Consider the following 13,680-nt stretch of genomic DNA (forward strand, 5'->3'; position numbering starts at 1 on the left):
TAACCGCTTTCCGCCAGCCTCGCTGCAACTGCGAGTTATTCGCAAATAAGCCCATGGGCGGGGCGGCGTCAAGCATCATTTGCGAGCGGCTCGCAAAAAGAAAGGGCGGGCCATCCGCATGGCCCGCCCCCCTATCTTTCCGGCCCCGCCGTGCGGGGAGGATGGGTCAGATCATCAGCTCGATCAGGAACGGCGCCTGCTGGGCGCAGGACTGCGCCAGCAGGTCGGCGCATTGCTCCAGCGTCGTGGCGCGGGCCGCCTCCACACCCATGCCGCCGGCCAGGCGCAGCCAGTCGATGTCCGGGTTGCTGAGGTCGAGCATGCTCATCGCCGTCGGACCCGGATTGGCGCCGACATTCTGGTACTCGCCGATCAGGATCTGGTACTTGCGGTTCGACAGGATGATGGTGGTGACGGGCAGCCGCTCCCGCGCCTGGGTCCACAGCGCCTGCAGCGTGTACATGGCCGAGCCGTCGGCCTGCAGGTTGATGACGCGGCGCTGCCCGCCGGCGCCGATCGCGGCCCCCGTGGCCAGCGGCATGCCGCAGCCGATGGCACCGCCGGTGATGTGCAGCCAATCATGCGGCGGCGCGGCGTGCGTCTCCTTGTAGAAGCCGCGGCCGAAGGAGACGCTCTCATCGGCGACGATGCCGCCCTCCGGCATCAGCGCGGCGAGCGTGCGGGCCAGGCCCTCCGGCGTCGGCGCGCCCTTGGCCGGCTCGGGCCGCGGGCCGGGGTCGGGGATGGCGGCCTCCGGCGCGCCCAGCTCATCGACCAGCGCCTGCAGCGCGGCGAGGCCATCCTCCTCGTAGCGCGACAGCACGTGCACGCCGGCCGTCTCCGGGTAGTGCAGGCTCGGCTTGCCCGGATAGGCGAAGAAGCCGACCGGCGCCTTCGCGTTCACCAGGATCAGGTGCTCGACCCACTTCAGCGCGTCGATCGCCATGTCCGCCGGATAGGGCACGCGCTCCAGCTGCATCCGGCCACGGCCGCGCTGCACCCGGGCGTTGGACATCTCGGCCAGCACGCGCTGGCCGGTGGCCTGGGCGGCGCGCCAAGCCAGCGCCTGCCCCTCCGCCCGCAGCGCGACGCCGCCGAGCAGGATCAGCACGTTCTTCTTCTCGCGCAGGATGCGGGCGGCGTTCTTCACCGCATGCGGGTCCGGCGCGGGCGCGGGCGGCACGGGCAGCGCCTCGGCCGGCTCGGCGCCCTCGTTCCAGGCGGTGTCGGCCGGCAGGATCAGCGTGGCGATCTGCCCCGGCGCGGTGCGCGCGGCCTGCACGGCCACGGCGGCATCGGCGCCGACGCGCTTGGCGTCCATCGCCGTCCGCACCCAGCCGGAGACGGGGCGCGCCCAGCCCTCGGTGTCGGCGGTGAGCTGGGCATCCAGCGGGCGATGATAGGTCGCTTGGTCGCCCACGATGTTGACGATGCCGCTGCGGGCGCGGCGGGCGTTGTGCAGGTTGGCCAGGCCGTTGGCCAGGCCGGGGCCGCAATGCAGCAGGGTGGCCGCCGGCTTCTCGGCCATGCGCCAGTAGCCATCGGCCATGCCGGTGACGATGTTCTCCTGCAGCCCCAGCACGCAGCGCATGCCGGGAATCCGGTCCAGCGCGGCGACGAAATGCATCTCGCTGGTGCCCGGGTTGGCGAAACAGGTGTCCACCCCGCTCTTCAGCAGCGTGTGGACAAGGCTCTCGGCTCCGTTCACCGGCGTCTCTCCCTCGGCGGTCATGTCGCGGAGGGTGCAGCCAAAGCGGCGCGGGGCCAAGAGCGGCTGTATCGGAAGGCGCTACCCGAGCAAAAAAGACCGGCAGCCGGGCCGCTTCCGGCCGCCGCTCAGCCCAGCCAGGCGGGAACCGGCAGGCCCTTCTCCCGCAGGAAGGCCGGGTTGAAGAGCTTGGACTGGTAGCGCGCGCCGCCATCGCAGAGGACCGTCACCACGGTGTGGCCGGGGCCGAGCGCGCGCGCCACGCGGATGGCCGCCGCCACGTTCAGCCCGGCGCTGCCGCCGACGCAGAGCCCCTCCTCCGCCAGCAGGGCATAGACCTGCGCCAGGGCCTCGGCGTCGGGGATGGTCTCGGCGCCGTCGATCGGGGCGCCCTCCAGGTTGCCCGGCACGCGCGCGGCCTGGCCGATTCCCTCGGTGATGGAACCGCCCGGGGTGGCCTTCACCGTGCCGCTGTTCACCCAGGGGGCGAGCGCGCTGCCCTCCGGGTCGGCCAGCACGATGCGGATGCCGGGGTTGCGCGCCTTCAGCGCCCGCGCCGTGCCGGCGAGCGTGCCGCCGGTGCCGCAGGCGCAGGTGAAGGCATCCACCCGGCCGCCCGTCTGCTCCCAGATCTCGGGGCCGGTGGTGCGCTCATGCGCCAGCGCGTTGTCCGTGTTGTCGAACTGGTTGGCCCAGACGGCACCCAGCTCCTCCGCCAGGCGGCGGGAGACATGCACGTAGTTGCCGGGGTCGCTGAAGGGCTTCGCCGGCACCAGCCGCAGATCGGCGCCGATCATGCGGAGGAAGTCCAGCTTCTCGCGGCTCTGCGTCTCGGGCACCACGATGACGCTCCGCCAGCCCCGCGCCTGCGCGGCGAGGGCGAGGCCGATGCCGGTGTTGCCGGCCGTGCCCTCCACCACCGTGCCGGGCTGGCCCGGGGTGAGCAGCCCGCGCTCCACCGCGCCCTGCAGGATGCCGAGCGCCGCACGGTCCTTCACCGAGCCGCCGGGATTCATGAACTCGGCCTTGCCCAGGATCTCGCATCCCGTCTCCTCGGAGGCGCGGCGCAGCCGGATCAGCGGGGTGTTGCCGACGGCGCCCCAGAAGCCGCCGGCGATGCGGGGGGTGCCGGCCGTGGTCTCGGCCGTGGAATCCGGAGCAGTCTGACCCAACTGGATGCTCATGCGGCGGCGCCCTCCTGAAGGATGGAGGAAATCACGTCCTGCGATCGCATGTCAACGGAACCCCGCCCGGAAAGCCCGAAACGAAATCGGGGTTTAGAAGTCCCGCGGCGCCGGAGCGGCTTTCAGTCGCCCGGCTCGGGGTGACGCAGCAGCCAGAGCCTCTCATGCGCCGCGACCAGGCTTTCCATGTTCTTGCGCCGGTTGTGGTCAGGCGCCGTGGGGCGGCGGGTCAGCATCGTCTCCAGGATGCGGAGCAGCTCTTCCGCCACCTCGAAATCGCCCTGATCGCAAGCCTGGTGGAAGGCGATGAGGATTTTGTCGGACAGGCGGCGCGTATGGCGCGGGGCAGCCTGGCCGCTGCGCGCCGACTCGCGATCCGCCCGGCCCTCTGACAACTCATCCGCCATGATGACGCTGCTCCTCGATCTACAGCCCCGCCATTCAATTATTAATCCGCAAATAAAACGTATTTGTGGAGGGGCGGGAACTGCCTCTTAGCAGGTCTTGCAGCGGCCTGCCTACCGATGACACAGCTGCGTGAGAAAGCGGAGGCACAGGTTTTTTTGGAGTGTTACATTCCCGCCAACTGCCCGCGGATGGCGGCGGCAATATCTTCCGGCGGGGTCTGCGGGCGCAGCAGGCTGCGCACGCGGCCGTCCGGCCCGATCAGGTAGATGAAGGAGGAGTGGTCCATCAGGTACTCGCTCATCTCCGGACGGTTGACCTTGGCATAATAGACGCGGAAGCGGCGGGCGGTTTCCGCCACCTGCTCGGGCGTTCCGGTCAGACCCACCATGCGGGGGTGGAAATTGGCCACATAGGGCTTCAGCGCCGCCGGGGTGTCCCGCTCGGGGTCAATGGTGAACAGCACCGGCGTCACCCGCTCCGCCTGGGCGGGCGGCAGCAGGTCCATGGCGGCGCTGATGGCGCCGAGCTCGGTGGGGCAGACATCGGGGCAGAAGGTGAAGCCGAAATAGGCCACCAGCAGCCCGCCCCCGAAATCGGCCTGGGTCACGGTGCGGCCATCCTGGTTCACCAGGCTGAAGGGGCCGCCCAGGCTCATTCCCTGCGGCAGCTGCACACCCCCCGCGGAGGGCAGCGGCGCCTCCTGCCCGGTGAGGGCGGCGACCTGCCGCATGAAGGCGTCGCCCAGCGGCTCCCCCGGCTGCCGGCCGAACCAGGCCACGCCCCAGAGCGCGCCGAGGCCGAGGATCAGGACAAGGACGAGGATGCGGAGGAGGCGTTGCATGGCCCCCTCATTAGCCGATCGCCCCCCGCTTGATGAGGGCGAAAAGCCGGGCGGCGGAGGCTCCCCTCCCCCGCCCGGCGCTTCACCCGGGCCTTACCGGGGCGTTACTGGGGCAGGATCTGCCCTTCCGGCTGCTTGTCGGCGAACACGCCGTCGGCGAAGGCCTCCTCCCAGGAACCCTGAGTGCTGGCCTTGGAGTATTCCGTGGCGCGGCCCTCGAAGAAGTTCATGTGCTCCACGGCGTTCAGGATCTCGTCCAGCCAGGGCAGCGGGTTCTTCTCGATGCCGTAATGCGCGTCGAGGCCGAGCTGCTGCAGGCGGCGGTCGGCGATGAAGCGGATGTAGAGCTTGATGTCCTCGGGCGTCATGCCCTGCACGCCGCCCAGCTCGAAGGCGAGGTCGATGAAGGCGTCCTCGTGCTCGACGATGGTGGTGCAGATGGTGGTCAGCTCCTGGCGGAACTGCTCCGTCCAGATCTCCGGGTTCTCCTGGATGAAGGTCCGGAACAGGCGGATGACGGAGAGGCAGTGCAGCGTCTCGTCGCGCACCGACCACGTCACGATCTGCCCCATGCCCTTCATCTTGTTGAAGCGCGGGAAGTTCAGCAGGATGGCGAAGGAGGCGAAGAGCTGCAGGCCTTCCGTGAAGGCGCCGAAGGCGGCCAGCGTCTTGGCGATCTCGGTCTTGTTGTCGACCGAGAAGGTCTGCATGTAGTCGTACTTGTCCTTCATCTCCTTGTACTTGAGGAAGGCCTGGTACTCGATCTCCGGCATGCCGATGGTATCGAGCAGGTGCGAGTAGGCGGCGATGTGCACCGTCTCGATGTTGGAGAAGGCCGAGAGCATCATCAGCACCTCGGTGGGCTTAAACACCTGGCTGTAGTGCTTCATGTAGGCCGAGTTCACCTCGACATCCGCCTGGGTGAAGAAGCGGAAGATCTGCGTGACGAGGTTGCGCTCGGTCTCCGTCAGATTCTTCTGCCAGTCCTTCACGTCGTCCGCCATCGGCACCTCCTCGGGCAGCCAGTGGACACGCTGCTGGGTCTGCCAGGCATCGAAGGCCCAAGGGTAGCGGAAGGGCTTGTAGACCGGGTTGGCGGTCAGCAGGTCCATCTTCTCGGGCGCGGCGTGTTCGGACATGGGGTCTCTCCGGTGGCTCGGTCATGGCGCGCCGCACGGCGTTCCTGCGCCGCGCGTCGTCTGGTGTCTGGCAGAAAGGTTCCGGGTCAAGCGCGGGCGGCTTGCGGCCGCAGGGGCGGGCGGCGCGGCGCCCTGCATCCGCCGCCGTGAAGCTCAGGAAAGGGCTGCTGCGGACGGCAGGAACTTTCCCTGCTGCGATGTCCTGGCATGCCCTTCCATTCACACACTCCGGCGGGTTTCTCGGTCCGCAGCATATGGGGCGAGGCAGCGCAGCGCAAGGCGACAGCCAGGCGATTCGGCAGCCGGCACACCACATCTGGTGTCCCTTCTGGCACACAGGCACGAACTGTGGACATTTCGGCCTGAAACCATCCTCCCCGCTCCCTTGCGCCAGGCTGCGGCGCGCTGCGCCTCGCCTGCGGCAAGGGCTCCCGCGACGCCGCTGGCCGGAGACTCCACCGCAGCCTGCGGGCCAGCACGGCGCGGCCCGGCGGGAGGAGCCGTGCACCCCGGCGCGTGGCAGGCCGGGCCCCCAAGACCGGAGGAGGAGAGTGCAACTCCGGGTAGAAAACAGCCACGAACAATAGACATTGATATGCGCAAGTACCGGCTGGCCGCGTGCCAGGTCCAGACTGGAGCTTGGCTGGAGCAGCCATTTCTTTTCCGTGGCTTAGCAACGGAAGAGAGATCAGGGCACGCCAAGTATTGCGACATTTTTGCCGCGTCACCACGGAATCACTTTTCAGCGGGCTGCAGTCACTTCTGCGGCATTTATTGACAGTTGTATAAGGTCCTGACCTGCCCGGAACGATTGCGGAAAGGGCCAGGCCACACTTCCGCCTTCCTCTTCTCCATCACGCCGGCCAGTCCAGACCTGAGCCAACCGGCCGCTTCCCGCAGCGTGGTTCCGGCTGAGGCGCGGCCCGCCTTCTTCCAGCTTCGGCCTCCCGCAAAAGCGGATCTGACAGTTCATAAAGAGAGAGAAAAAATGGCCAGTTCGCCTTCTCCCTATGTCCTCAACGTCGACGAGGCCTACTACTTCACGTTCAATCCCGACGTGGCCGCCTCCGGCATGAGCGCCGCCATGCACTTCTCCCTGTTCGGGAAGGCGGAAGGCCGCAGCCCCAACGCCCTGTTCGACCGGGACTACTATCTCGCCGCCAACCCGGACGTGGCCGCCGCCGGCATTGACCCCTTCGAGCACTTCCTCGATTTCGGCCTGCGTGAGGGCCGCAGCACCACGCCGCTGTTCGATGCCACCTTCTACCTGGCGCAGAACCCCGATGTCCGCGCCGCGGTCGAGGCCGGCACCATGACGGCGGTCGAGCACTTCTTCCGCTTCGGCCAGTCCGAAGGCCGCTCGCCCAACGCCGCGCTGGACCTCACCGCCTATCTCGCCGCCAATGACGATGTGCGCGCCGCCGTCGAGGCCGGCACCTTCGATGCGCTGACCCACCTGCTGACCTACGGCTTCGCCGAGGGCCGCGATCTCGGCAATGGCGTGAGGCTCACCGACTTCGCCGCCGACAGCGCCTTCACGGACGCCGTGGCCGCGCAGGACGCCCACGCTGCACTGGCCCGCATGGCCGCCGTGGCGCCCTTCTTCCCGGATTTCCAGGCACCCGCCGGCTGGCAGCCCGCCACGGACACGCCGATCCCGACCGACTTCACCCCGGTTGACGGCGCCGTGCTGCGCGTCCCCGCCGGCGTCGAGATCCCCGAGGGCATGACCCTCTCGCGGGACGTCTTCCTGCCCTACCTCACCGTCACGGTGGAGGAGGAGGTGCTCCGCTTCGGCGGCAATGCCGAGGGCGAGATCACGCTGCAGCGCGTGGACGGCACCCTGGTCTTCACGCGCGAGGGCGAGAGCGTCAGCGCCGCCGGGCCGGTGGCCGAGATCGCGCTGGGCGATGCCAGCCTCGCGGCCCCCGCAGGGGCGCTGGACGGCCTGGCCGTCACCGGCACCGGCACGGTCATCCTCTCCGGCCTGGAGGCCGGGACCGACCTCTCCGGCCTGGCCGCCAGCCTCGACGTGACGGCCCTGATCGCCGGCGACCTGGACATCACGGGCAATGCTGCGCTCGGCACGGTCGACACCTTCCGCGTCGCCGAGGGCGCGACCCTCACCCTCTCCGCCGGCCAGGCCGGCGCGGCGGAGCTGGAAGGCCGCTATGTGGTGCAGGATGCCACCGCCGCCTTCTTCGACGGCGCGGCGCCGCGGCCCTTCCTGGCCGGCGCCGCCGGCGTGACCGTCACCGACCTGGCGAGCCTGGCGCAGCTGGCCGCGCTGCGCGGGGCCTTCGAGGGCGAGCTGGCCTATGACAGCCTCTCGGGCGACCGCGCCGCGCTGCTGGCCGACATGGCGAGCCAGGACGGCGGCGGCACCTTCGTGAAGCTCGGCAAGGCCGTGCTGGTGACCGACGCGGCCAGCCTGGCCGAGCTGGACGCCATCGACGCGGCGAACGGCAATGCCGGCGTCAGCGTCACCGCCGTGGCCGACACCGCGGCGAACCTGATGAATGACGGCACGCCCTTCGCGCGCGTCACGGAAGGCGTGGCCGTCACCGTCACGGATGCGGCCACCCTCGCCCAGCTCGCCACGATCGATGCGGCCAATGGCGGCGGCGCGCTGAGCTACACGGCCGTCACCGACGCGGCCTCGGCCCTGGCGACGAACAGCGACGGCTATGTGCGCGCCGGCACCGGCGTCACCGTGACGGGCGCCGCCACCCTCGCCCAGCTCACCGGCATCGACGCCGCCAACGGCAATGGCGCGCTGGTCTACACAGCCATCACCGACACGGCGGCGGCCCTGGCGGCGAATGCGGCGGGCTATGTGAAGGACGGCACCGACGTCACCGTGACGGGCGCCGCCACCCTCGCCCAGCTCGCCGGCATCGACGCCGACAACGGCGACGGCGCGCTGGTCTACACGGCCATCACCGACACGGCGGCGGCCCTGGCGACGAATGCGGCGGGCTATGTGAAGGACGGCACCGACGTCACCGTCACGGATGCCGCCACCCTCGCCCAGCTCGCCGGCATCGACGCCGACAACGGCGACGGCGCGCTGAGCTACACGGCCATCACCGACACGGCGGCGGCCCTGGCGACGAATGCGGCGGGCTATGTGAAGGACGGCACCGACGTCACCGTGACGGATGCCGCCACCCTCGCCCAGCTCGCCGGCATCGACGCCGCCAACGGCAATGGCGCGCTCAGCTACGGCAGCGTCACCGACACCGCGGCCAACCTGGCGGCGAACAGCGGCGGCTATGTCCGCACCGGCACCGACGTCACCGTGACCGATGCTGCCACCCTCGCCCAGCTCGCCGGCATCGACGCCGCCAACGGCAATGGCGCGCTGAGCTACGGCAGCGTCACCGACACCGCGGCCAACCTGGCGGCGAACAGCGACGGCTATGTCCGCACCGGCACCGACGTCACCGTGGCCGATGCCGCCACCCTCGCCCAGCTCGCCGGCATCGACGCCGCCAACGGCAATGGCGCGCTGAGCTACGGCAGCGTCACCGACACCGCGGCCAACCTGGCGGCGAACAGCGACGGCTATGTGCGCGCCGGCACCGGCGTCACCGTGACCGATGCCGCCACCCTCGCCCAGCTCGCCGGCATCGACGCCGACAACGGCAATGGCGCGCTGAGCTACACGGCCATCACCGACGCGGCGGCCGCCCTGGCGGCGAACGCGGCGGGCTATGTGAAGGACGGCATCGACGTCACCGTCACCGATGCCGCGACCATCGCCCAGTTGGTGGCTATCGACGGCGCCAATGGCAATGGCGCGCTGGAGCACGCGCTGATCACCGACAGCTGGCAGGCGCTGCTGGCCGATGATGCGGCCGCCTATCTGCCGGGCGCCACCACCATCACGCTCACCAGCTACAATCTGGGCCAGGTGGCGGTCTCCGACGTGCAGCTGCTGCTGGCGATCTCCAACCTGGTGGATGGCGGCGGCGACCGCATCGAGCTGGCCGACCTGGCCTACACGCTGAACGACCTGCCGGCCAACCTGGCCCAGGGCAATGCGGCGGCCATCGTCATCCATGCCGATACGGTGACGGCCTCGGCGCCGGCCACGGTGGCGCAGGCCGTGGTCATCTACGACCGGGATGCGACGGCGAGCTACGCGATCACCGACTCCGCCGCCGCCCTCGCGCGCAGCGACAGCGAGGCCGATGCGGCGATCCGCCACGCCGGCGACCTGAACGCCAGCACCGCGGCCACCACCGCCCAGGCCACGGTCATCCATGACCGCGATGGCGCCGGCGCCGTGCACTACGACGTCTACGACCATTTCCAGAACCTGTCGGGGCTGGCCTCGGCGGTGCGGAACACGGCGCACGACATCACGGTCAACGGCTACTACTACGGCAACGTGCTGAGCACGGCGGATGCGGCCACCGCCGCCGCCTGGGGCAACACGGGCGCGACGAACATCTACAACATCCGGGGCACGGCCTCGGAGGTGAGCGCCTTCGTCACCGCCCACCAGGAGACGGGCGGCGAAACCGCGCTGCGCTACACCTTCAGCGTCCTGGATTCGGCAGCCGGCGTGCTCGACCGGATCAACGCCAATGATTTCGCCTTCGTCGCCGGCAACGCTGCCACCGAACTGACGGACGACAACAAGGCCTCCTATGTCACGGTCAACGGCAGCTTCACGGTGGATCAGGCGCAGACCTTCTGGAACGCGGTCCAGCCGGTGCTGGGCTCCGACCAGGCCACCGAGCAGCGCACCTACTACGGCGTGATCGACTCGGTGGTGAACTACACGAACGAGGAGGTGGCGACCGCCGGCATCCGCGGCACGGACTACCTGCGCGTCGTCGACAACGCCGCCAACGTGCACGCCGCGCAGAACGGCTTCGACAACGCCCACGCGGATATCTTCTGGCTGCTCGACTCCCGCAACAGCGGCTCGGATTCGATCTCCGTCACCGGCAGCGCGGGGGACCAGTACATCAGGGGCACCGCGGGCAGCGACTACATCGCCGGCGGCGCCGGTGCCGACTACATCAGCGCCGGAGCCGGCAAGGACACGCTCCATGCCGGTGACAGCGGGGCCGACACGGTGTGGAACACCGCCATCTACAACAGCTCCAACACCATCATCGGCGGCCGCGACGGCGACAACATGTTCGGCAGCGCCGACTTCGACAACTACATCTACCAGGGCTATGACCGGACGCAGCTGATCGCCGAGTCCGGCACCACCCAGTGGACGCGCGACTACATCAGCAACTTCAGCCTGGGCGACCGCATCTACTTCCAGGGCGCGGACAGCGTGCAGTTCCTCAGCAACGGCCTGGCCAGCGCCAGCACCGTGAGCTCGGACAGCCTGGGCCTGGCCATCCGCTACGAGAAGAACGTGCAGGTGCTGAACTACTCCGGCAATGGCGTGGTCGAGGCCACCCGCGTTCTGCTGGATGTCAGCGACAATGCCGGCCGGTTCGACGACGTTGCGGACATGCACATCATCCTGGTCGGGTCGAACATCGACGTGAACTGGGACAATGGCGCGCTGATCTTCGGCGGCTGACCCCCGGCCGGAGGGTACTCCGGATCACGCGCCGGGGCGGCGATCCCGCCCCGGCGCCCCTCAGGCAGCTCCCACTCGAGCTGGCTGCGCAGACACAGAAAAGGCCGGAGCGGGATCGCCGCTCCGGCCTTGCTGATTCAGGGAAGAACTGGCGCCGCCTATTGGCATTATAGGACTTTCTAACCGTAAACTTTATCGGAAACTTTGCAAAGAAGCTCTGCGTATATGCATCTTTGTACGTGCCCCCTGATGCCATTCAGGTTCTTCGGAAACTTACTATCAAGGTTATAGCACCTGAAGGCGTGCAAGATGATCTAATCAGGTGAATGTCTCACGGCGCCGCCCACACTTCCCACAGGGACCTCTCGTTATCCACAGATAGGGGGCCGCTGCGCTTCGCTGTCGGAACGGCTCCGCGGCCCCCTATCTGTGGATAACAAGTCTCTCCTATGGAAAGCATGGACGGCTCATCAAGCGGGAAGAAGGTTTACCGCTCGAGTCGTCGGCATGGAATGTTCGGCTTAACGCGTCACAACAGCCTCCTGCACGTCTTCATGGTTCTGGTTTAGACACTAAGGCTCACCTTAGGTCAGGTCACCAGACCCGATTACCTGCTTCGCCGGTGCCATCAGACAGCAGCATCAACCATCGCGCGAACGATCCGGGTAGCCGAGTTGATCTGAAGGCGCCTTGGCAGCACCGGCGCGGGCAGTCCCAAAATCATGCTGACAGCCAACTCCGCCAGGCGCGGTTCCTGCCGCTGGCCGCTGATCAGCCTGGGGCGCGCGGTAGTTAGGGAGCAGAAGCCGAGTGCGGACAGCTCCCGCTCTACCCCGCCTTTCACCCTTGTGTAGAAGAGCCGCGACGACGGGTCGGCTCCCATGGAGAAGTTGAGCACAAAGGCTGGCGTGCCGTGTCGGCGGGCCAGACGCGCCACCGCAGGCGGGTAGTCCTTGTCCACCCGGCGGAACGCGTCCTGGACCCAGTGGCCCGCATCGTGGTGCCTAACGTGCAGATCACCGCGTCGGCACGCCACCTTTCGGCATGGTCCGGCAGGCGCGCGAAGTCACCACGGTCCTCCGCTCCACGGTTGATCGAGACACCCCGCAAGCGGACGGTATCCGCCGATGGGGTGGATGATGACGACAGGAACGATGGATGCCGCTGGTCCTGGCCGGGGTGGGCGGATGTCACGGCAGCGCAAGCGGGACGCGGTGCTTCGGCTGCTGCGGGGCGAGGATCTGGAGACGGTCTCGCGGGCACTGGGTGTCACGGCCGCGACGCTGAGCGGCTGGCGCGACGCCTTCCTGGCGGCTGGCGAGGCGAGCCTGGCGACGCGGCCCACGGCAGGGGAAGAACTCGAGAGCGAGCGGCTCAAGGCGCGGCTGGGCGAGATGCTGCTGGAGCGCGAGTTGCTGGAGGCCAAGGTCGCAGCCCTGGAGGGTGGCCGCCCTTTGGCCCGGCGGAGGCCGAGGCCATGAGCCTGACCATCTCGCCCAGCAGTGGCAGGCCCTATGGCTTGGCGCGAGTCTGCCGGGTCTGGCGCATGGCCCAGGCCACGATCTACCGCCATCGCGCACCGCCCCGGGTGGAGCCGCCAAGGCGCCGAGGACCTGTCGGGCCGATGCCGGACACGGCGCTACTGGAGGCGGTCCGGGCTGCCCTCGCCGCCAGCCCCTTTCATGGCGAAGGCCACCGCAAGGTCTGGGCCCGGCTGCGCATGGAAGGGGTCCGGACCTCCCGGCGCCGGGTGCTGCGGCTCATGCGCGAGCACGGCCTGCTCGCCCCCTCCCGGGCCGGTGCCCCGCGAGGCCCGCGCAACCACGACGGCACCATCATCCCTGACGCGGTGGACATCATGTGGGGCACCGACATGACCACCACCTGGACGGCAGAGGGCCAGGCCGCCGTGTTCGTCGCGATCGATCACCACAGCGCCGCGTGCGTCGGTCTCCATGCCGCCCGGCGCGGCACCCGCTTCGAGGCGCTTGAGCCCCTCAGGCAGGGCGTGCGCCAGCACTTCGGCGGCTTCACCAAGGGCATCGCGGCGGGCCTCTCGCTGCGCCATGACCACGGCTCGCAGTACATGTCCGACGCTTTCCAGGGCGAGCTGAAGTTCCTCGGCATCAAGAGCTCACCCGCCTTCGTGCGTGCGCCCGAGGGGAACGGATGCGCCGAACGCTTCATCCGAACCCTCAAGGAGAACCTCCTCTGGGTCCGGACCTTCGACACCGTCGAGCAACTGCGCCAGGCACTGCTCGAGTTCCGGCGCACCTACAACTCGACCTGGCTCATCGAGCGTCACGGCTTCAGATCGCCGGACGCCGTCCGTCAGGATCAGCTTTCACCCGCGGCGCTCGCCGCTTAGGCTTCACCCAGGTGTCTCAACAACCGAGCGCGGTACAACGGTGCCCTGAGCTTCGGGTGCTCGGGCAGAGGGCGCCGGACGAGCGCCACGACCTCGGTGACGCGAGGGTCTGCCAGCGCGAATGCAAGGACATGCTGGCCCACAAGCCCGGTCGATCCCACCAGCAGTAGCCGCATAGCGTAACTCCCTTCGTCCGACGAACCGTCCACATCATCAATCCAGCCGCGGCGCTGCTCTAGAAGCCAAGCAGACGATGATGAGTGGTGGCGCTGTCGAACCGTCATTGCTCGAAGTCGCCGAGGCTCTGGGTGTCGGAAGGCGGCTGGATTTCTGCAGGTAGAGGCGCCTAGGCGACGTGGACAAAGGTGCTTCACACCCTGAACCTGAGGTGATTCAAGGCTGCCTCCTGAAGGGAGGCGCCGGTGCTGCGAGGTTTGCTGACGGACGAGGAATGGGCCTTCTTCGAGCCCTT

7 protein-coding genes and 1 pseudogene are annotated in these 13,680 nt (G+C 68.7%); 2 read left to right on the forward strand and 6 right to left on the reverse strand.

Annotated features, from left to right (window positions below; genetic code table 11):
* Positions 1 to 166: 166 nt before the first annotated feature.
* The 5 genes from CR165_RS07765 to CR165_RS07785 all read right to left on the reverse strand — a co-directional run bounded on the left by CR165_RS07765 (position 167) and on the right by CR165_RS07785 (position 5,280).
* On the reverse strand, positions 167 to 1,708 hold the full coding sequence (locus CR165_RS07765) for an acetolactate synthase large subunit (protein ID WP_109516426.1): 1,542 nt from the start codon (positions 1,706 to 1,708) through the stop codon (positions 167 to 169).
* Positions 1,709 to 1,836: 128 nt separating this feature from the next.
* Positions 1,837 to 2,892, reverse strand: a complete 1,056-nt coding sequence (locus CR165_RS07770) for a cysteine synthase A (protein WP_109516379.1) — start codon at positions 2,890 to 2,892, stop codon at positions 1,837 to 1,839.
* A gap of 122 nt (positions 2,893 to 3,014) precedes the next feature.
* Positions 3,015 to 3,299 (reverse strand): hypothetical protein, encoded by a 285-nt coding sequence (locus tag CR165_RS07775; RefSeq protein WP_109516380.1) that lies wholly within the window; start codon positions 3,297 to 3,299, stop codon positions 3,015 to 3,017.
* Between the two features lie 164 nt (positions 3,300 to 3,463).
* Entirely contained in the window at positions 3,464 to 4,141 is a 678-nt protein-coding gene (locus CR165_RS07780) for an SCO family protein (RefSeq protein WP_109516381.1), read from the reverse strand.
* Positions 4,142 to 4,245: 104 nt separating this feature from the next.
* Positions 4,246 to 5,280, reverse strand: coding sequence for a ribonucleotide-diphosphate reductase subunit beta (locus CR165_RS07785; protein ID WP_109516382.1), 1,035 nt, complete (start codon positions 5,278 to 5,280; stop codon positions 4,246 to 4,248).
* Between the two features lie 988 nt (positions 5,281 to 6,268).
* On the opposite strand from CR165_RS07785, the gene CR165_RS07790 reads away from it, so the two are divergent.
* A complete protein-coding gene (locus tag CR165_RS07790) occupies positions 6,269 to 10,840 on the forward strand; it encodes a beta strand repeat-containing protein (RefSeq protein ID WP_109516383.1) in 4,572 nt (1,523 codons plus the stop codon).
* A gap of 628 nt (positions 10,841 to 11,468) precedes the next feature.
* Here the strand turns inward: CR165_RS07790 and CR165_RS07795 are convergent.
* Complete coding sequence (locus CR165_RS07795) at positions 11,469 to 11,801, reverse strand: Rossmann-fold NAD(P)-binding domain-containing protein (RefSeq protein WP_109516384.1); 333 nt, start codon at positions 11,799 to 11,801, stop codon at positions 11,469 to 11,471.
* A 178-nt stretch (positions 11,802 to 11,979) separates the two neighbouring features.
* Between CR165_RS07795 and CR165_RS07800 the strand changes: the two are divergent.
* A pseudogene (locus CR165_RS07800) lies at positions 11,980 to 13,208 on the forward strand (IS3 family transposase).
* Positions 13,209 to 13,680 lie beyond the last annotated feature (472 nt).

The sequence above is a fragment of the Teichococcus aestuarii genome (genome assembly GCF_003116135.1).
GTDB classification, from domain to species: domain Bacteria; phylum Pseudomonadota; class Alphaproteobacteria; order Acetobacterales; family Acetobacteraceae; genus Pseudoroseomonas; species Pseudoroseomonas aestuarii.

Excerpts from the sequence above, each read along its gene's own strand:
- CR165_RS07790 (WP_109516383.1), top strand. The coding sequence starts at position 6,269 with ATGGCCAGTTCGCCTTCTCCCTATGTCCTCAACGTCGACGAGGCCTAC.
- CR165_RS07770 (WP_109516379.1), bottom strand. The coding sequence starts at position 2,892 with ATGAGCATCCAGTTGGGTCAGACTGCTCCGGATTCCACGGCCGAGACC.
- CR165_RS07775 (WP_109516380.1), bottom strand. The coding sequence starts at position 3,299 with ATGGCGGATGAGTTGTCAGAGGGCCGGGCGGATCGCGAGTCGGCGCGC.
- CR165_RS07780 (WP_109516381.1), bottom strand. The coding sequence starts at position 4,141 with ATGCAACGCCTCCTCCGCATCCTCGTCCTTGTCCTGATCCTCGGCCTC.
- CR165_RS07785 (WP_109516382.1), bottom strand. The coding sequence starts at position 5,280 with ATGTCCGAACACGCCGCGCCCGAGAAGATGGACCTGCTGACCGCCAAC.